Source organism: Streptomyces sp. NPDC048172, from assembly GCF_043202595.1.
Lineage (GTDB): Bacteria > Actinomycetota > Actinomycetes > Streptomycetales > Streptomycetaceae > Streptomyces.
In genome coordinates this window covers 294,889-320,744 of the sequence record NZ_JBIDAT010000005.1, presented here as the reverse complement: position 1 = coordinate 320,744, position 25,856 = coordinate 294,889, and the positions used below count along the sequence as shown (strand labels likewise).

Here is a 25,856-nt window from a genome sequence, read left to right as displayed (position 1 = left end):
TACTTCTCGCGCATGACCAATTACCGTACGTCAGTACACTCGGCCCGTGCTTCCGATGATCGTGTGCGGCGTGGCCGTCATCCTTCTGTGGACCTTCGCCGCGCGGCGGCTGCTCGGGTGGCACGTCTCGGGCCCCGTCGTCATGGTGGCCGGGGGCATCGCCGCGGGCTTCGTCTTCGACGACGAGATCGGGAACCACCTCAACACCGACCTCGCAGAACGGCTCGTCCAGCTCATCCTCGCGCTCCTCCTCTTCGTGGACGCGATCGAGGTGCGCGGCGGCTTCCTCGCGGGCGAGCGGCGTACGGCGGCGCGGCTGCTCTTCCTCGCCCTCCCGCTCACGCTCGTCGCCGCCTTCGTGCTCGGCCTGCCGCTGCTCGGCGTCTCCTCGTGGGCGGTCGTCCTCGCCGTCGCCTGCGTCGTGATGCCGGTCGACTTCGCGCCCGCCGCCGACCTGCTCAGGGACGAGCGGCTGCCCCGGGGGCTGCGGCACGTGCTCGCCGTGGAGAGCGGCTACAACGACGGTTTCTTCTCCCCCGTCTTCGCGTTCGCGCTCCTCCTGGTGGACGCCTCGGGGGAGACGGCGGACCCCCTCTCCGCGCTGGGGCACGCCGTTCCCGCCTTCGTGGACGCGGTCCTCGTCGGCGTCGGGATCGGCGCGGTCACGGGGTTCGTGCTGCGCCTGTCCGCCGCCGCGCGCTGGACGGACGTCTCCGCGGTCCGTATCGCCCTGGTGCTGGTCCCGCTCCTCACGTACGCGATCGCGACAGCCGTCGGCGGCAACGGCTTCGTCGCCGCCTTCCTCGCCGGACTCGCCTACAAGCTGGACCGCAGGGGCCGCCAGGGGCTCCACACCGAGATCCAGGACGGCCCGCGCGAGGGGCCCGCGCACGCCGAACTGGCCGCCGTCGACAGCCTCACCGCCATCGCGTCGATGATCATGTGGTTCGTCTTCGGCGGCGTCGCCGTCCTCGTCTTCGAGCTCGGCTTCCAGCGGGACTGGATCCTCTACGGCCTGCTCGCCCTGACCGTCGCCCGCCTGCTCCCCGTGCACGTGGCGATGCTCCGCAGCCGTACGACGTGGGGGGAGCGCACCCTGCTCGGGGCGCTCGGCCCCCGGGGGACGTCCTCGATCGTCTTCGGGCTGCTCGCCTTCAACGCGATGGGGGACAGCGACGCGGCCACCGTGCTCTACGTGATGACCGTCGTCATCATCGGCAGCATGCTCCTGCACGGACTCGCGACGCCGCTGGCCCTCCGCCGGTTCAGCGGACCCGGTCGTAGATCAGCGCCATCTCACCCAGCTCGCCGGTCTCCTGGCGGGTGACCGTCCACCGCGTGCCCGGCAGTCCGTCCTCGAAGAGCCGGGGTCCGCCCCCGGCGATCTCGGGGCAGAGCGTGAGGTGGAGGCGGTCGACCAGGTCCTCGGCGAGGAGCGCCTTGATGACGCTCGGGCTGCTGTTGGCGAGGATCTCGCCCCCGTCCTCCTTCCTGAGCTCGGCGACGACGTCCGCGACCGGGGCACTCACGACGCGGGTGCGCTCCCAGGGGGCCTCGGTCAGGGTCGTCGAGAAGACGATCTTCTCCGCGCCGACCAGCCACGTCGCGTAGCCCCGGTCGCGCGGGTCGGCGCTCTCGTCCTGGGCGACCGGCGGCCAGTACCCCATGAAGCCCTCGGCGTTGACGCGGCCGAGCAGCGCCGTCGTCGCGTTCTCATGGAGGCGGGCGAGCTGCCCGCGCGCGGTCTCGGTGGCCACGTACGGCGCGAACGGGGCGAAGTCGCCGGGCCCGCCCGGGCCGTGGTAGCGCCCGTCGAGGGTGAGGGCGAGGTTCGCGGTCACCTTGCGTGCGGTCGGATTGCTCATGTCGCGCTCCTCGTGTCGTGCGGGTCAGTCGTGCGGGTCAGTGGTGAGGATCGCCGCCAGGTGGTCGAGGCACTGGCCGAAGCCGATCTCGATCCCGGCGACGAAGTCCGCCGAGGCGACGGTGCTGTCGGTGATCCGGTAGCGCACGTCCAGCTCCGTGCCGGTCCCGGAGGGCCGGAGCGCGAAGTCGACGTGGGCGGTGAACGCCGGGCCCCCGCCGGGGAGCAGCGGGGAGAGCCGGTAGCCGAGGTGCTCGCCGGGCCGTACGTCCACGACGGCCCCCTCCGCGCGCCCGGCCACCGGATCGGCGCCCTCGGCGTCCTCGGCCTCGCGGTACTCCAGGACGATCCGCCCGCCGGGCCGCGCCTCGAAGACCAGCTCGGAGACGCGGAGATCGTCCGGCGTCCACCACCGGGCGAGCAGCGGGGGCTCGGTCAGCTGGCGCCACACCCGCTCCGGGCTCCCCGCCAGCGACCGGTGGAACGCGAAGGCGCGCTCGTCCGCCCAGCCCGGCTCCCCGGCGGCGGCCCGCTCCTCGCGGAGCCCGGCCCCGTAACGCTCGTACGTCGCACGCGGGCCCTCGGGGCGCTCCGCGGTGTCGGCGAGCCGGGTCAGCCCGGCGGCCAGCTCCCGCAGGGGCGCCGACCGCAGCGCGTACACCCGGCGCTGGCCGCTGCGCTGGGAGGTGACGAGCCCGGCGCGCTCAAGGGTCTGCAGGTGCTTGGTCGTCTGCGGCTGGCGCGCCCCGGCGAGCTGGGCCAGCACGCCGACCGGGCGCGGCCGCTCGGCCAGCAGGGCGACGAGCCGCCAGCGGGCCGGGTCGGCCAGCGCGGTGAGGAGTGCGTCCATGGACACGAGTATTCGCCACAACGAATATTCGCGTCAAGGAATATCTCTGGAGTTCAGTCTCCCGCCTGTGCCGAAAGGGCGTCGGCGAGTGCCACCGGGAGGCGGCCGGTCAGTCCGGTGAGGTGGTCGGAGGCCCGGTCCCAGCGCTGCTCGCGCACCGAGGCGAACATGGACGAGAAGGCGTAGACCCACCAGGGGTCCAGGCCGGTCGCCGCGGTCTCGGCGTGGTACGTGTCCGGCGGGATGTCCTCGTAGGCGACCGGCCTTCCCCACGCCTCCGCCGCGATCGAGGCGACTCCGGCCAGGTCGGTCACCTCGGGCCCGGTGATGTCGTGGTGGCGCCGGGTCGGCTCCCCGGTCGCGAGTGCCGCGAGGGCGTGGGCCACGTCGTCACGGGCCACCAGGGAGATCCGGCCGTCCGCGGCCGGGAGCCGCAGCAGCCCCGTCGTACGGGCCTCGGTGAGCCAGTGCTGGAAGAACTCGATGTACAGCCCCGCCCTGGCGAACGAGTACGGGACGCCGGAGGCCCGGAGCAGCTCCTCGGTGAGGTGGTTGACCACGGCGTAGCAGAACGGGGAAGCGCCGTCGGCGTCGACGCTGCTCAGCGCCGCGACGTGGCCGACGCGCTCGGCTGCCGCGGCGGCGACCACGTTGCGATGGTGCAGCAGCGCCCGTGCGTCGGGCCCGTCGCTGGAGACGAGGACGAGAGCGTCCACGCCTCTGAGCGCCGCACGCAGGGCGGGCGGATCGGCGTAGTCGGCGACGGCGACCTCGACCCGCGGCGGCAATGCCTCGGCGGGCAGCTTCCGCCTGGTGACCGCCACGACGTCCACGCCGTCCACGACGTCCGTGCCGTCCGTGCCGTCCCGTCCCGCGAGCAACCGCACCACCCGCCCGCCCAGACCGCCCGCTGCCCCCGTCACCGCTATGCGCACCGTTGCCCCCTCGCCTTGTCGGTGGACGCGCGTCACACTATCCGGCTCCCCTCCTCCCGCCCCTTGACGCATTGCATAGTTCTGCTGTCGTACGTATAGTCATGCCATCGAGGAGGAGGACTGATGGCAGTACGTGCGGCAGTGGCGGGGGCGAGCGGATACGCCGGCGGGGAGGTGCTGCGCCTGCTCGCGGGGCACCCCGAGATCGAGGTCGGGGCGCTGACCGGGAACTCCAACGCGGGTCAGCGGCTCGGGGCGCTGCAGCCGCACCTCGTGCCCTTCGCCGAGCGGGTGCTGGAGGAGACCACGACCGAGGTCCTCGCCGGGCACGACGTCGTCTTCCTCGCGCTGCCGCACGGCCAGTCGGCCGCGGTCGCGGAGCAGCTCGGCGAGGGCGTGCTCGTCGTGGACTGCGGCGCGGACTTCCGGCTCACCGACGCCGCCGACTGGGAGAGGTTCTACGGCACTCCGCACGCCGGGACCTGGCCGTACGGGCTGCCCGAGCTGCCCGGGGCCCGCGAGGCGCTGAAGGGGTCCCGGCGCATCGCGGTCCCCGGGTGCTATCCGACGGCCGTCTCCCTCGCCCTCGCGCCCGCGTACGCGGCGGGGCTCGCCGAGCCCGAGGCCGTGATCGTCGCCGCCACCGGCACCTCCGGCGCGGGCAAGGCGCTCAAGCCGCACCTGCTCGGCAGCGAGGTCATGGGCTCCATGAGTCCGTACGGGGTCGGGGGCGTCCACCGGCACACCCCCGAGATGACGCAGAACCTCTCGGCCGCGGCGGGGGAGCGCGTCACCGTCTCCTTCACGCCGACCCTCGCGCCCATGTCCCGCGGCATCCTCGCCACCTGCAGCGCGAAGGCGCGGCCCGGCGTGACGGGGGAGAGCCTGCGTGCCGCGTACGAGAAGGCGTACCAGGACGAGCCGTTCGTCACGCTGCTCCCCGAGGGGCAGTGGCCCGCCACCGCCGCCGTGCAGGGCTCCAACTCCGTGCAGCTCCAGGTCGCCCACGACGAGGCCGCGGACCGCGTGCTCGTCATCGGCGCGATCGACAACCTCACCAAGGGCACCGCCGGAGGTGCCGTGCAGAGCATGAACATCGCCCTCGGGCTCCCCGAGGGCCTGGGACTTTCCACGATCGGGGTAGCGCCATGAGCGTCACAGCGGCCAAGGGGTTCACGGCGGCCGGGATCGCCGCCGGGATCAAGGACAGCGGAGGGCCCGACCTGGCCCTCGTCGTCAACGAGGGCCCGCGCCAGGCCGCCGCCGGGGTCTTCACCTCGAACCGCGTCAAGGCGGCCCCGGTCCTCTGGTCCGAGCAGGTCCTCAAGGGCGGCCGCGTCTCCGCCGTCGTCCTCAACTCCGGCGGGGCCAACGCCTGCACAGGCCCCCAGGGCTTCCAGGACACCCACGCCACCGCCGAGAAGGCCGCCGAGGCCCTCGGGCAGAGCGCGGGCGAGATCGCGATCTGCTCCACCGGGCTGATCGGCACCCTGCTGCCGATGGAGAAGATCCTCACCGGCGTGGGGAAGGCCGCCGCCGAACTCTCCGCGCACGGCGGCGAGAAGGCGGCCCTCGCCATCAAGACCACCGACACCGTGCACAAGACGTCCGTGCACGAGAGCGCCGCGGGCTGGACGGTCGGCGGCATGGCCAAGGGCGCGGGCATGCTCGCGCCGGGCCTCGCCACCATGCTCGTCGTCCTCACCACCGACGCCGACCTCGGCGCCGCTGAGCTGGACGGGGCGCTGCGCGCGGCGACCCGTACGACGTTCGACCGGATCGACTCCGACGGCTGCATGTCCACCAACGACACCGTGCTGCTGCTCGCCTCGGGCGCCTCGGAGACCGTGCCGGACACGGCCGAGTTCGCCGAGGCCGTCCGCGCCGTCTGCGACGACCTCGGTCAGCAGCTCATCCAGGACGCCGAGGGCGCCAGCAAGGACATCCGCGTCGAGGTCACGGGCGCCGCCACCGAGGAGGAGGCGGTGACGGTGGGCCGGACGATCGCCCGTAACAACCTCCTCAAGTGCGCCATCCACGGCGAGGACCCCAACTGGGGCCGGGTGCTCTCCGCGATCGGCACCACCGACGCCACCTTCGACCCCGACCGGCTCGACGTCGCCATCAACGGCGTATGGGTCTGCAGGAACGGATCGGTCGGCGAGGACCGCGACCTGGTCGACATGCGGTACCGCGAGGTCCGCGTCACCGCCGACCTCGCGGCGGGCGACGCGTCCGCCGTGATCTGGACCAACGACCTCACCGCCGACTACGTCCACGAGAACAGCGCGTACAGCTCATGAGCGACGGACCCGACAGCGGCGGCAAGAGCACCCGCAAGCACACCGCCCTCCCCAAGACCCAGACGCTCATCGAGGCGCTGCCCTGGCTGACCCGGCACCACGGGAAGACCGTCGTCATCAAGTTCGGCGGCAACGCCATGGTCGACGAGGAGCTCAAGGCCGCCTTCGCGCAGGACGTCGTCTTCCTGCGGCACGCCGGGCTGCGCCCGGTCGTCGTGCACGGCGGCGGCCCGCAGATCAGCAGGCAGCTCGACGCGCTGGGCCTGGAGTCCGAGTTCAAGGCCGGGCTGCGGGTGACCACGCCCGAGACGATGGACGTCGTACGGATGGTCCTGGCCGGACAGGTCCAGCGCGAGCTGGTCAACCTGCTCAACCAGCACGGCCCGCTCGCCGTCGGCATGACCGGCGAGGACGCGCACATCATGGCCGCCACCAAGCACTACGCGGACATAGACGGCGAGCGCGTCGACCTCGGCCGCGTCGGCGAGATCCACGCCGTCGACACCGGCGCGATCGAGGCGCTGCTCGACGACGGCCGTATCCCGGTGATCTCCTCCATCGCACGCAGCGCGGACGATGACCACGTCTACAACGTCAACGCGGACACGGCAGCCGCCGCGCTCGCCGCCGCGCTGGGCGCCGAGACGCTGATGGTGCTGACCGACGTCGAAGGGCTGTACGAGGACTGGCCCCGCAGCGACGAGGTCATCAGCAGGCTCACCGCCAAGGAGCTGGAGAAGCTGCTGCCCGACCTGGCCAGCGGCATGGTGCCCAAGATGGAGGGCTGCCTGCACGCCGTGCGCAACGGCGTCCACACGGCCCGCGTCCTCGACGGGCGCGTCCCGCACTCCATCCTGCTGGAGATCTTCACCGACGAGGGCATCGGCACGATGGTCGTACCCGACCCGACCCCCGACCCGACCCCCGCCCCGACCCAGGAAGAGGGCCCCGCATGACGACGACGCACGACCACGGCGACGGCAACGCGGCCCTCACCACCCGCTGGCAGGGCGCCCTGATGAACAACTACGGCACCCCGCGCCTGCCCCTCACCCACGGCGAGGGCACCCGGCTGTGGGACGCCGAGGGCAACGCGTACCTGGACTTCGTCGGCGGCATCGCCGTCAACGCGCTCGGCACGGCGCACTCCGCCGTCGTACGCGCCGTGTCCGACCAGGTCGCCACGCTCGGCCATGTGTCCAATCTCTTCCTGGCCGAGCCGACGGTGGCGCTGGCCGAGAAGCTGCTGGAGTTGGCCGGTCGGCCCGGCGACGGCAAGGTCTACTTCTCCAACTCGGGCGCCGAGGCCAACGAGGCCGCCTTCAAGATCGGCCGCCGCACCGGCCGTTCGCACATGGTCGCCGCCCAGGGCGGCTTCCACGGCCGCACGATGGGCGCCCTCGCGCTCACCGGGCAGCCCGGCAAGCAGGAGCCGTTCGCGCCGCTGCCCGGCGACGTGACCCACGTTCCGTACGGCGACGCGGAGGCGCTCCGCGCGGCCGTCACCGAGGACACCGCGTTCGTGATCCTGGAGCCCGTGCAGGGCGAGAACGGCGTGATCGTCCCGCCCGAGGGCTACCTCACCGCGGCCCGCGAGATCACCGCCGCGACCGGCACCCTCCTCGTCCTCGACGAGATCCAGACCGGCGTCGGCCGCACGGGCCACTGGTTCGCCTGCCAGGCCGAAGGCGTCGAGCCCGACGTCATCACCCTCGCCAAGGGCCTCGGCGGCGGCCTGCCGCTGGGCGCCACCCTCGCCTTCGGCCCCGCCGCCGACCTCCTCGCCCCCGGCCAGCACGGCTCCACCTTCGGCGGCAACCCCGTCTCGTGCGCCGCGGGCCTCGCGGTCCTGGAGACCATCGAGACCGAGGGCCTGCTCGACCACGTCAAGCGCGTCGGCGCCCGGCTGCGCGACGCCGTGCGCGAACTCGGCCACCCATTGGTCGCCGAAGTCCGTGGTACGGGCCTGCTGCTGGGTATCGTGCTCACCGGACCCGTCGCGCCGCACGCCCAGCGAGCGGCTCAGGACGCGGGTTTCCTGGTGAACGCCGTCGCCCCGGACGTCGTCCGGCTCGCGCCGCCGCTGATCGTCGGCGAGGAGGAGACGGACGCGCTCGTACGGGCGCTGCCCGCCGTGCTCGACGCCGCCGCCGCCGACGACGCGGCCGCGGCCGCGGTCGCGGTCGCGTCGGAGCAGGGCGGACACCGGGACCGATGAGCAGCACGAGACGCAGAGCAGCAGCCGAAGGGACATGTGGACGATGACCGAGGAGCACCACGGGGGCCAGGCCGTCCCGCAGACGCGGACGGCACGCCACCGCCGGATCGTCGACATCCTCAACCGCCAGCCCGTCCGCTCCCAGAGCCAGCTGGCGAAGCTCCTCGCCGACGACGGGCTGACGGTCACCCAGGCCACGCTCTCCCGTGACCTCGACGAACTGGGCGCGGTCAAGATCCGCAACACCGGCGGCGAACTCATCTACGCCGTCCCCGCCGAGGGCGGCGACCCCACCCCCAAGGCGCCCCTCGGCGAGTCAGCGACCGAGGCCCGGATGGCCCGCCTCGCGGGCGAACTCCTCATCTCCGCCGAGGCGTCCGCCAACCTCGTCGTCCTGCGCACCCCGCCGGGCGCGGCCCAGTTCCTCGCCTCGGCGATCGACCAGGCGGGCGTCCACGAGATCATCGGCACCATCGCGGGCGACGACACGCTGCTGCTCATCAGCCGCGACCCGGTGGGCGGCCAGGCCCTGGCGGACCATTTGCTGGGCCTGGCACAGAAGGAACGCTGAGCCTTATCGGCACGAACGGGCGGGCTTGACGGTGACGGGCCCGTCGACCGTACGCCGCGTGCCGTCGTCGGTGCGGACGACGGCACGCTTCGGCGTGACGGAGACGAGCCGCCCGCAGAGCGCCTTGCCGGTGCCTTCCGGGGTGACCTGCACGAGGACTCCCCGCTTGCCGCTCTTCTTCTCCGGCGTCGCGGCCCAGGAGACGGCGACCGCGGCGGTGACGAGCAGCAGCCCTGAGAGGCAGAGCACGGCCGCCGCCCGTACGGCCCTGCCGACCCGCACGCATTCGCGCTCGGTCCAGCGCCGCAGCGCCTGCCCCTCGTAGTAGATCTCCTCGCCGGGCAGCCCGTGCGAGGCCCGTACGGCGACGAGGGCGCCGATGACGAGCAGCACGAAGGCGCCGAGCAGCAGCCCCATCGCCAGCGCGCGGGCCCAGCCGGGGAGTTCGGCGAGGCTGTCGCGCCCCTTCAGCACGGCCAGCACGGCGACGAGCGCGGTCAGCCCGGTCAGCGCCGTCCGCCACCCCTCGGCCTGCCGCCGCAGCTCGGGCAGCTGTTGGAACTCCAGCTCGCGGGCCATCTCCGCCCACCGCCGGTTCGCGTACGCGCTCACGTCTCCTCGGTCCCGCTCTCGATCCGCCACTGGGCGCCGCAGCCGACGAAGGGGAGCGCGTCGGGCTGCCCCGGGTGCGGATGCCCGCACTCGCAGATGTGCACGGCGCCGGTGACCGGGTCGCTCTCCTCAGCGCGTTCTCGGGAGAACAGCCCCTTGGAGCCGACCACGACGTACCCCCGCCGGTACGCCGAGACGTACGGTCCCTGGCACCGCGGACAGTGCCCCTCGACCCGTACCCCCTCGTCCGTCGAACGCCGCGCGAAGCCGTCTCCGGCGACGGTGCCGACCTCGTGCTCGACGTACGGAACGTCGTGATCATGCCCCGTCATCATTGACCTCCAGCTCGAACATCGCCGCGTACGCCGTGAGTCGCTCCCGTACCCAATCCGCCGTCTCCTCGACTCCTTCGGCGGCGAACGCGATGTGGGCGTCCGTCACTCTGCCGGTGACGGCGGGCAGCATGCCGTCCAGGTGTGTGCTGAGCAGGGCGAGATCCTGCCACAGGGGCAGTACGTCGGGGATGTGTGCGACGTCCGTACGGACCCCGAGGCACGCGTAGGGCTCCATCCGCCGCCATGCCGCGCTCACGGGTTCGCCCAGGCGGGCCGCGATGCTGACGAGGTCGAGCGCGCAGAAGGGTTCGCCGGGTGCGGAGACGCGGTGGGTGTCCGCGAGCGCGATGACGGTGAGCCCGTCGGGCACGGTGCCGGGGAACGTGGCGAGTTCCTCGTCCGTGAGCTCCGGGATCTGCGCGCCGAGGGCGCGGAGAGGGGCCAGGTGCGCGTAGGCGTCGGCGGGGGAGAGGCCCCGCTCGTGGGCGTAGCGGACGAGGCGGGCGGCGGTGAGAGGGGCCCACTCGGGTGCCTTGCCCTCGTCGCGGTACGAGGGCACGCCGTTCCGGCGGTTCGTCAGCTCCCTCGTCTGATGGAGGAATACCTGGAGGTAGCCGTAGGCGCCCGATTCCGAAGGTGGAAGGTTCGTGAGGCACTCCCCGTCGGCGCGCGCGACGCTGTAGTGCCGCACCGTTTCGGGGAGAGGGGGGACGAGCGAGGCCCGATCAGGGAGCGCACCGAGGGCCACGTCCCAGACGTCGGACAGTGGCTCCTGCAGATCGCAGGCCGCGGAGAACAGCGAGAGGGTCGTGAGCCGGTCTGCCGGGCCCTGGCGGGAGGCGAGGCTCAGAACCCGGCGCGTGCGCTGCGGCAGTTCGTCCCACTTCTCCAGCAGGGGCCACAGGGGAGCCAGGGGTGCCCCCGCGGCGGCCAGTTCTCCGAGCGTCTCCGTGGGATCGTCGGGCCCGAACGTGCTGACGTCGCTCAAGGAGATCTCGCGACGCCCGGACCGCCGGAGGCGTGCCAAGAGGGAGGCTGCCTGGGGAGACGGAACCCAGTCCTCTCTCAAGCCGCTCTCCTCGGAGACGCGGGTGAAGTGCACCGAGGACTCGGCACACTGGGCCGCGAGTTCCGTCTCGGCCTCGGAGAGGGAGATCTCCCGTTCGGCCGCGAAGGACACGGCGGCCAACGGCGCGAGGCGTGGTCCCGTGGTCGCCGACCAGTCCAGGTGACTCCGGAGCGAGGCGCGCAGTTCCTTGTCGGCGACCGCACCGAACACGTCGACCGTTTCGGGTGTCTCCGCGAACGGGTCGGGCGCCCCTGGCCGGAGCCAGCGGATGAGGGCCGCGCGGGCGGGAGTCCGGCGCGTCGGGTCCAGAGCGATCCGGTATCCCTGGTCCAGGGCGAAGGAAAGCGTTCCGAGCGCTTGAACGTCGTCGAGCGAGCAGACGTGTCCGGAGAGTTCGGGCGGTACCGGAGGAAGGGGCGAGGTGAGGAAGGAGGAGAAGGTCGAGACGGTGCGGACGAGGTCTCCCACGGTGCGCCCCGAGCGCTGTGAAGCGAAGATGACGCCGGTGAAGTTGTCGCGTGACGTGTCGACGACATGGACATCGAAGTCTGGATGGACCTCTTGGGGACGAGACGTGCACAGTGCCCTCAACAGCTCCCGTTCCTGGTTGCCGAGGTGCTGCCGTGCGAGGGACGAGGAGAGCGGAGGCGGGGCGAAATGCGGGCTCATGGCACGCAGCCGCCGCATGTGGATCAGCCCTTCCCCCAGGGTGAGCCCCGCCTTGTCGAAGGAGAGGGCAGCCGCGCGCCAGTCGGACGTGGGGTGGTCGGCCACGGTGCTGTCGCCCGGCCCGGCGAGGGGCAGGCCCTCAAGGCTGGCGGGGGCGTAGGGGAACGCCCGCGACTCCCGTAGCCCGAGCGCACGGGCACGCCACGGCTCCGTGACCGCGTGCGTATCCCTGAACGAGGCCTGGAAGCGCGGCCGTTCGACACCTTGGTCACTCGCGAAGCACCCCGCGGAATCAAGGGGGATCGTCGTCTCCCGACGGGGGCGGAACCTGACCGTGAGCCCTCTCCCCCGCAGGGTGTCCCAGACCGTCCGCAGCGCCGGAAGGCTCTTCTTCTCCATGGACCAGAGCCACTCCAGCGTCAGCTCGGGCCAGTCCGGGAGGCATTCGGCTCCGGTGCGCAGCGTTTCGGCGGCCCACTTCTCGTCGTACGACTGGAGCCGCTTGCGGTCGACGCTGAGTTCGCCCGCGTGGTCGGCGGTGAGATTGAGGACGTACCCGTACGGACGCGCGTCCGTCATCACCCCGTCGCAGAGAACGGCACCCTCGTCGGGCACCCACCACAGCGTGCCCTCCACCGCGGAGAGGGCGTTCCGGAGAGGGTTCCGTGCCCCGAGGTAGAGCCGACCCGGCTCCCACTCCTCCCGCCGCCGCCCGTCGTCCGCCTCCAGCGCGAACTCGCTCACAGCGACAAGCTCTCGCAGCGTCTCCGCGCAGGAGAGCCCGGCGAGATCCTCGTCCCCGCGCAGATAGAGCCGCACACGGGTCCCGCCCTCGGGGCAGGCGTCCTCTCCCGCACCCTCCTCCTGCCTCCGGATCCGGAAAAGGGAACCGCTGCTCGCGATATCGACCCGCAACGCATCACGTACGGGACGTCCATCCACATCCACCTGGCGCGTCACGAGCGTCATCTCGTCGGCCAGCATGAAGTAGCTGAGGACGCCGATGCCGAAGCGGGAGTTGGGGTGGAGCTGGAGCGAGGGGTCCACGCGGAGCCATTCCGTCTGCTCCCGGCGGAACGCCCGCGAATGGACGAAGCGGCGGCCCGCCTGGGTGAAGGTGGACTCCAACTGCTCGCGGCCCATGCCCACACCGTTGTCGCGGCACTCGACGTAGCGCCCGCGCGCGTCCTCGCCCTGGACGATGCTGATCCGGCCCTCCCAGGGGGCAGGCACGGGACCACCGCGGAGCGACAGGTACCGGCCGCGCATCGCGCGGTAGCGGCAGGCGTCCATCGCGTTCTGGAACAGTTCGCGGAATGCCAGCGCCGGGTCCCCGTACAGCTCGCGGCCCATCAGGAGGTCGCGGACCTCGGTCTGGGAGAGCTGGAAGCGCAGCAGCGGGACGTCGTATGCCGTGCCCGCCGCGCCGGGGCGCAGGTCGCGGTCCGTCACGCGCGTCGGAATGGCGGCCAGCAACTCCGCCTCCCCGGCCGGCAGACGCTCCGTCGCCCAGCCGCGCAGCAGCGCCGCGACCTCGTCCGCCTCCGCGACGACCTCCTGCATGGCGGCGTGGACGGCGGGGTGGGGGCACGGCATGTCCAGGTACAGCTCGCCGCCCGCGCCATCCGTGTCCCACGACAGCGCGCCGCGCATCGCGTCCACCGCGTCGGACGGGCGTACGGGGTCGGCGACGGCCAGATGGTCGGCGATGACCTCCGGGAGCGTACGGGCGTCCGCCGCGAGGACGGCCGCGAGGTGCAGCAGCCCGGCGAGCGGGCGGAGGCGCATGCCGCCCGTGCGGCGGACCGGCGCTTCTTCCTCCAGGCCCTCGGGGCTGACGGCGCGGGCCAGCCAGCGCAGCGCGTCGGCCTGTTCGGAGAGCCGGTCGGCATTCGTGTCCCCGGCCAGTTCGGCCGCGAAGCCCTCCGCCACCCCCGCCGGTACGGTCGCGTCGCCGGGGCCCATCCGGTCGGCGATCCAGCGGTGGGCCAGCCAGAGGGCCACGGCCTCGGCGTCCTCCCGCCGCTCCGGGTCCCCGGCCAGGCCGCGCAGCTTCCGGGCGACCTGGGTGTGCTGGTCGCGCACATGTTCCCAGTGCCGCCGGACGGGGCCCGCGTCCTTGCACTGCCCGGCGTCCAGCACGTTCAGCTCCACCGACCGGCTCAACTGGTCGGCCCACGCCGCCTCGTGCAGGAACGGCGCCGCGATGAGCGCCGCCACCTCGGCCACCGTCAGCGGCGTCCCCTCGGGGAGCAGCCGCGGGAGACAGCGCCGCAGCAGCCGTACGGGGAAGTCCGCGTCGGCCCAGGGGTCGTCCCGGCGCGCGTGCGCCTTGTGGACGACCGCCGCGCACCGTTCGGCGAGCGTCGCCAAACAGGACTGGAGGTGCGCCACCCGCTCAGGCTCCGCGTCCCGCGCGGCCTCCCACAGCGCGGGCTCGCGCGTCGCCGTGCTCCACTCCTCCGCGAGGCGGCGGCCCTGGCAGACCTCCGTCGCGCTGGTCTCCCGCCCGGCGTCCGTGCCGTAGTCGACCAGCGGGCGCTGCGCCGTGTGGCCCGCGCGCAGGGCGAGCCGGGGGGCGTGGGCGCGTACGTGTTCGTACACCTGCTCAAGCGTCTGCGGCGACGCGTACGGGTGCAGCGCACCGGCGAGGGCGCGGCTGAAGAAGCTGCCCTCGGCGGTCGCGCCGCACCGCTCGCCGGGCGAACAGCCGACCAGGACGGCGAGCTTGAGGCCGGGGCGTACGCCCACGCGCGTGGCGAAGGCCGCTCCCGCCTCCTCCGCCGCCGCGTCCCGGCACGCGTCCACCGCCCACAGCACGGTCGCGGCGCCCGACTCCGTCAGGTGCGGGGCGATGTCGGCCGGGATGAGGCCCTGCGTGTACGCCAGGGACCAGTGGCCGTCGGCGGGCGCGCGGGCGTCGGCGGGGACGAGATAGTCGGTGCCGCCGAGCCGGATGCCGTGCCCGGTGAACGCGACCACGAACGTGCCGCCGGGAGGGACGGCGCGCGCGGCCTCGTCGAGACGGGTGAGGATGCCGGTACGGGTCGAGTCCTCGCCCGCGCACCGCTCGACCTCGTACCCCGACCCCTCCAGCGCCTCGCCCAGGAGCCGCAGATCGGCCCGGACGGCCTCGCGCAGCGAGGGGAAGGTCTCCGTCGCCCCGGGCACCTCGCCGACGCCGATCAGCAGGGCCCGGCGCGCGGGCGCCGCCGCGGGAGTGTCGGTGGTCATCCGGCACATGATGCCATCAGACCCCGCCGACACCGTGCCAACGTCTGGCGACGAGCCAGCAGTTGGCCGCGACGCGGCGGCCCCGGGGGTATTCCTCCGACAGGTCTGCACCATTACGCTCATCCGTAGCCAGGTGCACACCACCCCCACCCACCGCTGCCTCCAGGAGGTTCACGGTGAAAGTCCGCATTGGCTCCCCCCGGATCGCCTCGGCGATCGCAGGTTCGATCTGCCTCGTCGCGACGCTCGCGCTCTCCAGCGCCGCCGCCGACGAGAAGGCGGCACCCGAGAAGTCCCCGAAGAAGGCGGGCGTCGCGCTCAGCAAGGTGGCCACGGCGAAGAACCCCACCGCGGGCACGGCCGGTCCCGACGGGACCGTCTGGATCGCCGAACGGCCGGGAACGGTGCGGGTCCTGAGCGACAAGGGACTCGGCGACCCCGTTCTCGACATCACCAAGGAGACGACCAACGACGGCGAGCGCGGACTGCTCGGCCTCGCCTTCGACCCGAAGTTCGAGCACCTCTACATCGCGTTCACGAACCTTGAGGGCACCAGCACCGTCGACGAGTTCGAGGTGAAGGGCGGCGAGATCCAGCAGGACACCCGCCGAACCGTCCTCACCCAGGAACAGCCGTACGCCAACCACAACGGCGGCGACCTCACCTTCGGCCCCGACGGCATGCTCTACATCGCCTTCGGGGACGGCGGCAGCGGCGGCGACCCGCACGACAACGGCCAGAACATGGGCACGTTCCTCGGCAAGATGCTGCGCATCGACCCGAGCAAGGGCGATCCGTACGCGATCCCCGAGGGCAACCCCTTCGCCGACGAGCCCGGCGCGAAGCCCGAGATCTGGGCGTACGGGCTCCGCAACCCGTGGCGCTTCTCGTTCGACGCGGCCAAGGGCGACATGCTCATCGCCGACGTCGGCCAGAGCAAGCGCGAGGAGGTCGACTGGGCCCCGGCGAGCAGCGAGGGCGGCGAGAACTACGGCTGGTCCCGCATGGAGGGCACGCTCGCCTTCAACGGCGAGGAGCCGAAGAACCACCTGCCGCCGGTCTTCGAGTACGACCACACCCCGTCCCGCTGCTCCGTCACCGGCGGCTACGTCTACCGGGGCAAGAAGATCAAGGACCTCAAGGGCAAGTACGTCTTCAGCGACTACTGCGAGGGCGACATCCGCGCCCTGTCGATGAAGAACGGCGAGGTCACGGGCGAGACCAACCTCGGCGTCAACGGCGGCGAGGTCGTCGCGTTCGCGCAGGGCGGCGACAAGGAGCTCTACGCGCTCGCGATCGGCGGCGACATCTACCGGCTGGACCCGGCCAAGCGCCCGTAGCCCCGCCGCACGCTCACTCCTTCTCGGGCTCGCTGGCGCCGGGGCCGCGCCGCGCGAACCAGGCGGCGGCCAGCGCGCCCGAGACGTTGTGCCACACGGAGAAGACGGCGGACGGCAGCGCGGCCAGCGGGCTGAAGTGCGCCGTGGCCAGGGAGGCGGCGAGGCCGGAGTTCTGCATCCCGACCTCGAAGGCCATGGCGCGGCCCGCCGGTTCGCCGAGCCCGGCCAGCCGCCCGGCGCCGTAACCGAGCGCGAGGCCGAGCCCGTTGTGCAGCACGACGGCGAGGAAGACCATCAGCGCCGCCGACTTGATCGCGTCGGCGCTCCCCGCGACGACGATCGCCACGATCACGGCGATCGTCAGCGCCGACAGCCACGGCAGCACGCCCAGGGCCCGCGTGACGTACCGCCCCGCCAGCAGCCGTACGAGCAGCCCCGCGATCACCGGCAGCAGCACGGTCTTGAGGATGTCGGTCACCATCGAGCCCGCGTCCACGGGCAGGTACTCGCCCGCGAGCAGCAGCGTCAGCGGCGGCGTGACGAGCGGGGCGAGGACCGTGGAGACGGTGGCGACGGAGACCGACAGGGCCACGTCGCCGCGCGCGAGGTACGTCACGACGTTCGACGCGGTGCCGCTGGGCGCGCAGCCGACGAGAATGACGCCCGCGGCGAGCTGCGGCGACAGCTGCAGCGCGTGGGCGATCAGCCAGCCCAGCCCCGGCATGATCACGTAGTGCGCGACGAGCCCGAGCGCCACGGCCCAGGGGCGCTGCGCGACCCCCTTGAAGTCCTGCGGCGTCATCGTGACGCCCATGCAGAACATCACCACACCGAGCAGATACGGCACCGCCTCGGCCCCGCTCGTGAACGTCCCGGGGCTGAGCAGTCCGACTGCTCCTGCGAGGAGGACGAGGAGCGGGAAGAGGGTGACGGCGCGCCGGGCACCACGATCATTTCGCACTGCGCGATCGAACGCCTAGCTGGCCCTTGCATGCAAGGGCGTCTCGGCATGTGGAGCCTCCGCGGAAGCGCCGGTCAGGGGCGCGGGGAACTGCGCGCCCAGCCGCAGCGCGCCCGCGCCCGGCGACGCACGGGCAGGGGCTGCCCCTTCGCGCATCTTCGCGGGCTGCGGCCGCGTCGTGGCCGGTCGCGCAGTTCCCCGCGCCCCTAGGTGTGGTCCTCTTCTACCGAGGACCCGGAGCCTTCACGGTCAGGATGCCCAGCGTGGACTGGGTGGGGAGCAGCCCTGAGCCGATCACAGCCATGAGGGCTGGGCCGTTCAATTCGGCGAGGCGGGCGCAGCCGTCCGCGCCGAGGGCCCGGTACGGCGCGGCGGCCAGCTCGTCCGTCGTCCGCTCGACGGAATCACGGAGCTCACGCCCCCGTTCCGTGGCATGACCGGATGCGTCGACCAGCCCCCGTGCGGCGAGCCGCTCCCGTGCCGCGGCCCACTCCTCGTCGCTCCAGCCGCGCGAGGCGAAGTTCTCGACCGGTGCCGCGTCGACCGCGGCGAAGGAGACCAGGGCCTCGCAGCCGTCGAGCCCGGCCGTGAGCAGCGCCGCGAGGTGGCCGTCGCCGCGGTGCTCGCGCAGCACGTTGCCCGCCTGCCACAGGACGAGGTGCGGCTCGTCGGGCCAGCCCAGCGCCGCGTTCGCGGCGGCGAGCGGGCGCCCGGACAGCTCGCACGCCTCGGCGGCCGTACGGGCGAGGGCCGCGGTCTCGGCCAGCTCAGGCGAGGTGATCCGGTCGCCGAGGACCGCGCGCAGCGTCCGGTCGACGCCGCGCAGCCGCGCGTCGAGCACGGCCGAGGGCTCGGCGGTCCGCCAGGCGGCGGGCACGTGGGTGCCGACCATGCGCGGGCTGAAGCTGTAGAACGCCGCGGTGACCAGCTCCGCGCTCGCGTGGCCGAACGGCGCGGCGCGGAGCGCGAAGTACGAGGGCCAGCGGGCGGCCGTGTCGTAGCCGAGGGCCTCGGTCTCCTCGGACACCTGGGGCGCGAAGTAGACCGAGGCGTAGAGGGGTTCGAGCTGGTGCCAGGTCTGCCGGGCGAGGCTCGGAAAGTCAGTCATGCGCCCAGCCAACCCCACCAATGTGAACGCTGTCAACATGTACTCCGGGCCCCGTCCGCGCATCCTGGACGCATGGCTGAGACCAAGCGGGCGAAGGGCATCGAGGTCCGGGTCCGGCGCGCCTACGAGGCGCCCGACCCGGAGCGTGACGGGGCGCGGGTGCTGGTCGACCGGCTCTGGCCGCGCGGCGTCTCGAAGGCGGACGCGGAGCTGGACGACTGGGACAAGGAGGTGGCGCCCTCGCCGGAGCTGCGCAAGTGGTACGGGCACGACCCCGAGCGGTTCGAGGAGTTCGCGCACCGCTACCGCGCCGAGCTGGACACCCCGGAGGGGCGGGCCGCGCTCGACCGGCTGCGCGGGCTCGCGGACGGCGGCACGCTCACGCTCATCACGGCCACCAAGGACCTCGACCACGCGCACACGGCGGTGCTGGCGGAGGAGCTGCGGGGCTGACGTTCCGGCCGCTCATCGACTGCTCACCGGCTGCGTTGACGAAACATACGGTGGAGTGCATACTTATACCTGTCAGCGCATGCACCGTAAGGAGAAGCCCGTGACCGAGCGCGTCGTACTCGCCTACTCAGGCGGCCTGGACACCTCTGTCTGCATCGGCTGGATCGCCGAGGAGACCGGCGCCGAGGTCGTCGCCGTCGCCGTCGACGTCGGCCAGGGGGGCGAGGACCTGGATGTCATCCGCAAGCGTGCGCTGGACTGCGGTGCGGTCGAGGCGGAGGTCGCGGACGCGAAGGACGAGTTCGCCGACGAGTACTGCCTCCCGGCCATCAAGGCCAACGCGCTGTACATGGACAAGTATCCGCTGGTCTCCGCGCTCTCCCGGCCCACCATCGTCAAGCACCTGGTCGCCGCCGCGCGCAAGCATGGCGCGAGCACCGTGGCGCACGGCTGCACGGGCAAGGGCAACGACCAGGTGCGGTTCGAGGCCGGCATCTCCTCCCTCGCGCCCGACCTGAAGTGCATCGCCCCCGTGCGGGACTACGCGATGACGCGGGACAAGGCCATCGCCTTCTGCGAGGAGAAGGGCCTCCCGATCGCGACGACGAAGAAGTCGCCGTACTCGATCGACCAGAACGTCTTCGGCCGGGCCGTCGAGACCGGCTTCCTGGAGGACATCTGGAACGCGCCGATCGAGGACGTCTACGACTACACGTCGAACCCCGCCACCCCGCGCGAGGCCGACGAGGTCGTCATCACCTTCGACAAGGGTGTCCCGGTCGCCGTCGACGGCAAGCCGGTCACCGTCCTCCAGGCCATCCAGCAGCTCAACGAGCGCGCGGGTGCCCAGGGCATCGGCCGGATCGACATGGTCGAGGACCGGCTCGTGGGCATCAAGTCCCGCGAGGTGTACGAGTCGCCGGGCGGCATCGCGCTCATCACCGCCCACCAGGAGCTGGAGAACGTCACGGTCGAGCGCGAGCTCGCCCGCTACAAGCGGCAGGTCGAGCAGCGCTGGACCGAGCTGGTCTACGACGGCCTGTGGTTCTCCCCGCTCAAGCGCGCCCTGGACGGCTTCATCGACGAGGCGAACCAGCACGTCTCCGGCGACATCCGGATGACCCTGCACGGCGGCCGGGCCGTCGTCACGGGCCGCAAGTCCGAGCAGTCGCTCTACGACTTCAACCTGGCGACGTACGACACGGGCGACTCCTTCGACCAGTCGATGTCCAAGGGCTTCATCGAGATCTTCGGCCTGAGCAGCAAGATCGCCGCGCAGCGTTCTCTGCACGCAGAGCGTGACGCAGACCAGGCGTAGGGCGTAACGGGCAGAATATGACGGGCCGTCGCGCACCGCGCGACGGCCCGTACGCGTACAACGAGACCGCACCACGCACCAGGAGCAGGCAACGCCCGTGAGCAGCAACGAGAACACCGATCTCCGCCTCTGGGGCGGCCGTTTCGCCGACGGCCCCAGCGAGGCCCTCGAAAAGCTGTCCGCCTCGGTCCACTTCGACTGGCGCCTCGCGCCGTACGACATCGCGGGCTCCCGCGCGCACGCCCGCGTGCTGCACAAGGCGGGACTGCTCACCGCCGACGAGCTGGACCGTATGCTCGCGGGCCTCGACCGGCTCGAACAGGATGTCGCGGCGGGCGACTTCACCGGCACCATCGCCGACGAGGACGTCCACACGGCGCTGGAGCGCGGCCTCCTGGAGCGCGTCGGGCAGGACCTCGGCGGCAAGCTGCGCGCGGGGCGGTCCCGCAACGACCAGATCGCCACCCTCTTCCGGATGTACCTGCGCGACCACGCCCGTACGCTCGGCGGGCTGCTCGCCGACCTCCAGGGCGCCCTCGTCGGGCTCGCCGAGGCGCACCCGGACGTGGCGATGCCGGGCCGTACGCACCTGCAGCACGCGCAGCCCGTCCTCTTCGCGCACCACGTCCTCGCGCACGCGCAGGCCCTCTCGCGGGACGCGGAGCGGCTGCGCCAGTGGGACGCGCGCACGGCCGTCTCGCCGTACGGCTCGGGCGCGCTGGCCGGATCCTCCCTCGGGCTCGACCCGGAGGCCGTCGCCGCCGACCTCGGCTTCGAGCACGGCAGCGCGCCGAACTCGATCGACGGCACGGCGTCCCGCGACTTCGCCGCCGAGTTCGCCTTCGTCACGGCGATGATCGGCGTGGACGTGTCGAAGATCGCCGAGGAGATCATCCTGTGGAACACGAAGGAGTTCTCCTTCGTGACCCTGCACGACGCGTTCTCGACCGGCTCCTCGATCATGCCGCAGAAGAAGAACCCGGACATCGCCGAGCTGGCGCGCGGCAAGTCCGGGCGGCTGATCGGCAATCTGACGGGGCTGATGGCGACGCTCAAGGCGCTGCCCCTGGCGTACAACCGGGACCTCCAGGAGGACAAGGAGCCGGTCTTCGACTCCATCGACCAGCTGGAGATCCTGCTCCCGGCGTTCACCGGCATGATGGCCACGCTCACCGTGCACGGCGACCGGATGGCCGAGCTGGCCCCCGCGGGCTTCTCGCTCGCCACCGACGTCGCCGAGTGGCTGGTCAAGCAGGGCGTGCCGTTCCGCGTGGCGCACGAGGTCGCGGGGGAGTGCGTGAAGGTCTGCGAGCGCGAGGGCATCGAGCTGGGCGAGCTGACGGACGCGCAGTTCGCGGAGATCTCCCCGCACCTGACGCCCGAGGTGCGCGGCGTGCTGAACGTGCCGGGCGCGCTCGCGGCGCGCGACGGGCGCGGCGGCACGGCCCCCTCGGCCGTCGCCGCGCAGCTCGCCGCCTTCCGGGACGACCTGGAGGCCCAGCGGGGGTGGGCTGCGGCGAAGAGCTGAGGCGGGCGGGTACGGTGGTGCGGCCCGTGAACAGAGCCGACTGAGCTGGGAGATCCCCATGCCCTTCGCCCGCCTCGCCTCGGCGACGACCCCCACGGCCCACCTCGGCCTGGGCCTCGCCGCCGTCGGCCGTCCCGCCTACATCACGCTGGGCAGGGACGCCGAGCTGCCGGAGCGCACTCCGGAGGCGCTGCGCGCCCGTACCCATGAACTCCTCGACGCCGCCTACGCCCAGGGCGTGCGCTACATCGACACGGCACGCTCGTACGGCCGTGCCGAGGAGTTCCTCGCCGAGTGGCTGCGCGACCACCCCGAGGCCGAGGACGTGGTGATCGGCAGCAAGTGGGGCTACACGTACACCGGCGAGTGGCGGATGGACGCCGAGGCGCACGAGGTCAAGGACCACGGCGCCGCGGCGTACGACCGCCAGCTCGCGGAGACCCGGGAGCTGCTCGGCGACCGGCTCGACCTGTACCAGATCCACTCCGTCACGCCCGACAGCCCCGCGCTGACCGACACCGCGCTGCACGCCCGGCTCGCCGAACTCGCGGGGCAGGGCGTCACCGTCGGCTTCAGCACGAGCGGCCCCGCGCAGGCGGAGGCGATCCGCGCGGCACTCGCGATCACGGCGGACGGCGGCCCCCTCTTCCGCACGGTCCAGAGCACGTACAACCTGCTCGAACCGTCCGCGGGCGAGGCGCTGGCGGAGGCGCACGACGCGGGGCTCACCGTCATCGTCAAGGAAGCCATGGCCAACGGGCGGCTCGCGGGGGAGCACGCGCCCGAGGCGCTGCGCGAGGCCGCGGAGGCCGCCGGGACCACGCCCGACGCGGCGGCACTGGCCGCCGTGCTGCGGCAGCCCTGGGCGGGCGTCGTCCTCTCCGGCGCCGCCACGGCGGCCGAGCTGCACACCAATCTGCTGGGCGCCGCCGTGGACCTCGACGAGGACCGGCTCGCCGGGCTCGCGGGCCTCGCGGAGGAGCCCGAGGCGTACTGGCGGTACCGCTCCGGACTGCCCTGGAGCTGAGGGAACGCCGCGTGCGAGCGGCTTGTGTGCATGACGCAACGGTTTCCGGGCAGGTGCGCTCTCGCACCATCCACACCTGGGAGACCGAAAAATGAAGAGTGCGAAGAGGCTGTCGTCCGCCGCCGTGGCGGTCACTCTCTCCGTGGCCGCGGCCGCGGGAGTCGTCGGGTTCACGGTCGGCGCCACCGGCGCCTCCGCCGAGAAGCGCCCGGAGCCCCGCGTCCAGGACTCGTTCGACCCGCTGGGTCCGCCCATGCACCAGATGAAGCACGCGGGCCGCACCGTCCACTACAGCGACACGGGTGAGAAGGGCGCCAAGCCCGTCGTCTTCATGGGCGGTACGGGCACGACGGCGCGCGCCTCCGGGATGACCGAGTTCCTGCGGACCACCCGCGAGAACCTGAACGAGCGCGTCATCTCCGTCGAGCGCAACGGCTTCGGCGACACCGAGTACGACGGCAAGCTGGGCTTCGACGACTACACGGCCGACGTCAAGGCCGTCCTGAACGAGCTCGGCGTCAAGAAGGCCGCCGTCATCGCGATATCCGGCGGCGGGCCCTACGCCGCGCACTTCGCCGCCGACGCGCCCTCCCGCGTCGCCTCGCTGCACCTCGCCGCCGCGCTGCCGCCGTACGGCGCGAAGTCCGACTACTGCGGCAAGAGCGACGCGGAGCTGAAGGAGTACTTCGGCGAGCAGATCCGCGACCCGCGCAAGTGGTGGGGCTACCCCGAGGACAGCCCCATGCACAAGATCCCCGGCTTCACGGACACCGCCGAGGAGGACGGCGGCCGCTCGTACTACCTGCGCGGCCAGAAGGGCGACCCCTCGGCCCAGGTGCACGAGCAGAAGCTGTACTGCGAGCGCCCGGGCCCGGACCTGTCGGAGCTGAAGGCGCCCACGTTCGTCTACACGGGCCTGAAGGACACCACCGTGCCGCCCGCCACGCAGGCGCTGTGGAACAAGGCGCTGCCGGGCAAGCCGGTCGTACGGAAGTACGACGACAGCGGCCATGACGTGCAGTACCGGCACTGGGACCAGATCCTGCTCGACATGGGCGGCTACGCGGACCGCACCCCCGTCTGCACCGGGAAGCGGACGAAGGTGCTGCCGGAGGAGGCGGCGAAGCGCGCCGTCGAGAAGGGCGCGACGCTGGGAAGCTGCGCCTGGCGCAAGTAGGCATCTGAGCAGGCATCGGGAAGGCGCCTCACCGTCCGTACGGTGGGGCGCTTTTCTCATGCCTCGTTTGCGACATCAATGTCTCACATGCTCTACTTACGTCTCATGAGCGTGGACCGTGAAGAGCTGCTGAGCGTGGCCGCCGAGCTGCTGACCCGCAGACCCACCTCGTCCATGGACGAGATAGCGAAGGCCGCCGGCATCAGCCGCGCCACCCTGCACCGGCACTTCGCCGGGCGCGACGCGCTCGTCCGCGCCCTGGAGCAGCTCGGGCTGCGGCGCCTGGAGGCCGCGGTGGACGCGGCGCGCCCCGAGGAGGGGGACGCCGCCGAGGCGGTCCGCAGGATCGTCGCCGAGGCCGAGCCCGTCGCCGGATTCCTGGGCTTCCTCGTGACCGAGAACCAGCTCTTCGAGCCGGGGGAGATGTACGAGGGCTGGACCCGGATCGACGACAGGTTCGCCGCGCTCTTCCGGCGCGGCCAGGAAGAGGGCACGTTCCGCATCGACCTCACCGCGGCCTGGCTGACCGAGGCGCTCTACGCGCTGATCAGCGCGTCCGCGTGGGCGGTGCAGGACGGCAAGGTCGCGGGACGCGACGCGGTACGGATGACCGCCGAGCTGCTGCTCGGCGGGGCGAGACGGAGCACGGAGCAATGAGCAGCAAGACCGCAGAAACCCCCGGGACTCCCGGGGGTCCCGGGGCTTCCGGGACCCCCGAGGAGGCCCAGCCGCAGCGGCTGCGCTGGCTCGCGCTCGCCGTCCTGGTCCTGGCCGTGCTGCTCGTCGGCATCGACGCCACCGTGCTCGGCCTCGCCGCGCCCTTCCTCAGCGAGGACCTGCGCCCCTCCAGCACCCAGCTGCTGTGGATCGGCGACGTCTACTCGTTCGTGATCGCCGGAATGCTGGTGTCGATGGGCAGCCTCGGCGACCGGATCGGCCGGAAGAAGCTGCTGCTCACGGGCTCGGTCGCGTTCGGCGCGATCTCGGTCCTCACGGCCTACGCACACAGCTCCGAGGCCATGATCGTGTGGCGTGCCCTGATGGGCGTCGCGGGCGCGACCCTGATGCCGTCCACGCTCGCGCTGATCCGGAACCTCTTCCACGACCCGCGCGAGCGCAGCCTCGCCGTCGGCATCTGGGGCTCGATGGCCGCCGCGGGCGCCGCCGTCGGCCCCGTCGTCGGAGGCTTCCTGCTGGAGCACTTCTGGTGGGGCTCGGTCTTCCTGATCAACCTGCCCGTGATGGCCGTGCTGGTGGTCGTCGGCATCAAGCTGCTGCCCGAGTCCAAGAACCCCGCGCCGGGCCCCTGGGACCTGCCGAGCGTCGCCCTGTCGATGGTCGGCATCATCGCCGTCGTCTACGCGGTCAAGGAGGGCGCGGCGTACGGCTTCCGCTGGGACGTGGCGGTCGCCGCGGCCGTGGGGCTGACGGCCCTGTGGTCGTTCGTCCGCCGCCAGCTGCGGCTGCCGCACCCCCTGCTGGACATGCGGCTCTTCGCCCACCGCGGCTTCACCGGCGCCGTCATCGCCGACCTGCTGACCATCCTCGGGCTGTCCGGACTGGTGTTCTTCCTCTCCCAGTTCCTCCAGATGGTCCAGTCCCGCTCACCCTTCGAGGCCGGACTCGCCGAACTGCCCGCCGCGCTCGGCTCGGTGACCGCGGGCCTGCTCGCGGGCTGGGCGGCCCGGCGTACGTCCGTACGCGGCGCCGTCGCGGGCGGCCTCGCGGCGGTCGGCCTCGCGCTGGGCGCCTGCGTCTGGCTCCAGGCGACGACGGGGTATCTGCTGCTCGGCAGCGTCCTGCTCGTCGTCGGCGTCGGCGCGGGGCTCGCGTTCACCGTCACGGCCGACGTGATCCTCTCCAGTGTCCCCAAGGAGCAGGCGGGCGCGGCCTCGGCGGTCTCCGAGACGGCCTACGAACTGGGCGCGGCCCTCGGCATCGCCCTGCTCGGCTCGGTGGTCACGGGCGTCTACCGCTCGTTCACCACGCCCCCGGGTGTACCGGAGTCCGCCGCCGACCAGGCCCGCCACTCCCTCGGCGAGGCGGTCGAGACGGCACACCACGTGCCGGGCCCGGCGGGGGAGAGGCTCCTGACAGCGGCCCAGGACACCTTCACGGAGGGCCTCCGCCTGGGCGCGGGCGTAGGCGCGGTGATCCTCCTGTCCGCGTCCGTACTGGCCTGGTACCTCCTGCGAGGCCAGAAGCTGGGCGACATCCCGGAGGAGGAGTGACCCGGCGGTTCGCACGTACCCGGCGTGGGCGGCTGCGCTTGCCAGCCCTGCGC

General features: G+C 72.5%; 22 protein-coding genes. 14 read left to right on the top strand and 8 right to left on the bottom strand.

What is annotated here, in order from left to right; translation table 11 throughout:
• Window positions 1-55: 55 nt before the first annotated feature.
• The gene (locus ACGF3A_RS23230; protein ID WP_393732643.1) at window positions 56-1,327 is read left to right on the top strand and encodes a cation:proton antiporter; all 1,272 of its coding nucleotides are present in this window, start codon (window positions 56-58) and stop codon (window positions 1,325-1,327) included.
• Here ACGF3A_RS23230 and ACGF3A_RS23225 read toward each other — a convergent pair.
• From ACGF3A_RS23225 to ACGF3A_RS23215, 3 genes are read right to left on the bottom strand one after another with little or no spacing between them, the layout of a single operon-like run.
• On the bottom strand, window positions 1,266-1,865 hold the full coding sequence (locus ACGF3A_RS23225) for a dihydrofolate reductase family protein (RefSeq protein WP_393732170.1): 600 nt from the start codon (window positions 1,863-1,865) through the stop codon (window positions 1,266-1,268). The genes ACGF3A_RS23230 and ACGF3A_RS23225 overlap by 62 nt on opposite strands.
• A gap of 24 nt (window positions 1,866-1,889) precedes the next feature.
• On the bottom strand, window positions 1,890-2,714 hold the full coding sequence (locus tag ACGF3A_RS23220) for a metalloregulator ArsR/SmtB family transcription factor (RefSeq protein ID WP_393732169.1): 825 nt from the start codon (window positions 2,712-2,714) through the stop codon (window positions 1,890-1,892).
• 53 nt (window positions 2,715-2,767) lie between these two features.
• Window positions 2,768-3,649, bottom strand: coding sequence for an NAD(P)H-binding protein (locus tag ACGF3A_RS23215; protein ID WP_393732168.1), 882 nt, complete (start codon window positions 3,647-3,649; stop codon window positions 2,768-2,770).
• A 123-nt stretch (window positions 3,650-3,772) separates the two neighbouring features.
• On the opposite strand from ACGF3A_RS23215, the gene argC reads away from it, so the two are divergent.
• From argC to ACGF3A_RS23190, 5 genes are read left to right on the top strand one after another with little or no spacing between them, the layout of a single operon-like run.
• Complete coding sequence (gene argC, locus ACGF3A_RS23210) at window positions 3,773-4,801, top strand: N-acetyl-gamma-glutamyl-phosphate reductase (protein ID WP_393732167.1); 1,029 nt, start codon at window positions 3,773-3,775, stop codon at window positions 4,799-4,801.
• Window positions 4,798-5,952 carry a bifunctional glutamate N-acetyltransferase/amino-acid acetyltransferase ArgJ gene (gene argJ / locus ACGF3A_RS23205; protein ID WP_393732166.1) on the top strand — a complete coding sequence of 385 codons (1,155 nt, stop codon included), beginning with the start codon at window positions 4,798-4,800 and terminating at the stop codon, window positions 5,950-5,952. Before argC ends, argJ begins: the two co-directional genes overlap by 4 nt.
• On the top strand, window positions 5,949-6,908 hold the full coding sequence (gene argB / locus ACGF3A_RS23200) for an acetylglutamate kinase (protein ID WP_393732165.1): 960 nt from the start codon (window positions 5,949-5,951) through the stop codon (window positions 6,906-6,908). The genes argJ and argB overlap by 4 nt, the downstream gene beginning before the upstream one ends.
• Window positions 6,905-8,170, top strand: coding sequence for an acetylornithine transaminase (locus tag ACGF3A_RS23195; RefSeq protein ID WP_393732164.1), 1,266 nt, complete (start codon window positions 6,905-6,907; stop codon window positions 8,168-8,170). The genes argB and ACGF3A_RS23195 overlap by 4 nt, the downstream gene beginning before the upstream one ends.
• 43 nt (window positions 8,171-8,213) lie before the next feature.
• On the top strand, window positions 8,214-8,741 hold the full coding sequence (locus tag ACGF3A_RS23190; RefSeq protein WP_393732163.1) for an arginine repressor: 528 nt from the start codon (window positions 8,214-8,216) through the stop codon (window positions 8,739-8,741).
• 3 nt (window positions 8,742-8,744) lie between these two features.
• On the opposite strand, the gene ACGF3A_RS23185 is transcribed toward ACGF3A_RS23190, so the two are convergent.
• Genes ACGF3A_RS23185 through ACGF3A_RS23175 form a run of 3 tightly spaced genes read right to left on the bottom strand, consistent with a single transcriptional unit; the run spans window position 8,745 to window position 14,660 of the window.
• Window positions 8,745-9,353 carry a hypothetical protein gene (locus ACGF3A_RS23185; RefSeq protein WP_393732162.1) on the bottom strand — a complete coding sequence of 203 codons (609 nt, stop codon included), beginning with the start codon at window positions 9,351-9,353 and terminating at the stop codon, window positions 8,745-8,747.
• The gene (locus tag ACGF3A_RS23180) at window positions 9,350-9,685 is read right to left on the bottom strand and encodes a hypothetical protein (RefSeq protein WP_393732161.1); all 336 of its coding nucleotides are present in this window, start codon (window positions 9,683-9,685) and stop codon (window positions 9,350-9,352) included. The genes ACGF3A_RS23185 and ACGF3A_RS23180 overlap by 4 nt, the downstream gene beginning before the upstream one ends.
• A complete protein-coding gene (locus tag ACGF3A_RS23175; protein ID WP_393732160.1) occupies window positions 9,672-14,660 on the bottom strand; it encodes a caspase family protein in 4,989 nt (1,662 codons plus the stop codon). The genes ACGF3A_RS23180 and ACGF3A_RS23175 overlap by 14 nt, the downstream gene beginning before the upstream one ends.
• A 176-nt stretch (window positions 14,661-14,836) precedes the next feature.
• Between ACGF3A_RS23175 and ACGF3A_RS23170 the strand changes: the two genes are divergently transcribed.
• Window positions 14,837-16,000, top strand: a complete 1,164-nt coding sequence (locus ACGF3A_RS23170) for a PQQ-dependent sugar dehydrogenase (RefSeq protein WP_393732159.1) — start codon at window positions 14,837-14,839, stop codon at window positions 15,998-16,000.
• Between the two features lie 13 nt (window positions 16,001-16,013).
• On the opposite strand, the gene ACGF3A_RS23165 is transcribed toward ACGF3A_RS23170, so the two are convergent.
• A complete protein-coding gene (locus ACGF3A_RS23165) occupies window positions 16,014-16,961 on the bottom strand; it encodes a bile acid:sodium symporter family protein (protein WP_393732158.1) in 948 nt (315 codons plus the stop codon).
• A 223-nt stretch (window positions 16,962-17,184) separates the two neighbouring features.
• On the bottom strand, window positions 17,185-18,069 hold the full coding sequence (locus ACGF3A_RS23160; protein ID WP_393732157.1) for a hypothetical protein: 885 nt from the start codon (window positions 18,067-18,069) through the stop codon (window positions 17,185-17,187).
• A gap of 72 nt (window positions 18,070-18,141) precedes the next feature.
• On the opposite strand from ACGF3A_RS23160, the gene ACGF3A_RS23155 reads away from it, so the two are divergent.
• The 7 genes from ACGF3A_RS23155 (at window position 18,142) to ACGF3A_RS23125 (ending at window position 25,803) form a co-directional block, all read left to right on the top strand.
• Window positions 18,142-18,522, top strand: coding sequence for a DUF488 domain-containing protein (locus ACGF3A_RS23155; RefSeq protein WP_393732156.1), 381 nt, complete (start codon window positions 18,142-18,144; stop codon window positions 18,520-18,522).
• Between the two features lie 100 nt (window positions 18,523-18,622).
• Entirely contained in the window at window positions 18,623-19,840 is a 1,218-nt protein-coding gene (locus ACGF3A_RS23150) for an argininosuccinate synthase (RefSeq protein WP_393732155.1), read from the top strand.
• Between the two features lie 97 nt (window positions 19,841-19,937).
• On the top strand, window positions 19,938-21,368 hold the full coding sequence (gene argH / locus ACGF3A_RS23145) for an argininosuccinate lyase (RefSeq protein WP_393732154.1): 1,431 nt from the start codon (window positions 19,938-19,940) through the stop codon (window positions 21,366-21,368).
• 58 nt (window positions 21,369-21,426) lie between these two features.
• Window positions 21,427-22,395 carry an aldo/keto reductase gene (locus ACGF3A_RS23140; protein WP_393732153.1) on the top strand — a complete coding sequence of 323 codons (969 nt, stop codon included), beginning with the start codon at window positions 21,427-21,429 and terminating at the stop codon, window positions 22,393-22,395.
• Between the two features lie 91 nt (window positions 22,396-22,486).
• Window positions 22,487-23,572 (top strand): alpha/beta fold hydrolase, encoded by a 1,086-nt coding sequence (locus ACGF3A_RS23135; RefSeq protein WP_393732152.1) that lies wholly within the window; start codon window positions 22,487-22,489, stop codon window positions 23,570-23,572.
• 105 nt (window positions 23,573-23,677) lie between these two features.
• Window positions 23,678-24,229, top strand: coding sequence for a TetR/AcrR family transcriptional regulator (locus ACGF3A_RS23130; protein ID WP_393732151.1), 552 nt, complete (start codon window positions 23,678-23,680; stop codon window positions 24,227-24,229).
• Complete coding sequence (locus tag ACGF3A_RS23125; protein WP_393732150.1) at window positions 24,226-25,803, top strand: MFS transporter; 1,578 nt, start codon at window positions 24,226-24,228, stop codon at window positions 25,801-25,803. The genes ACGF3A_RS23130 and ACGF3A_RS23125 overlap by 4 nt, the downstream gene beginning before the upstream one ends.
• Window positions 25,804-25,856 lie beyond the last annotated feature (53 nt).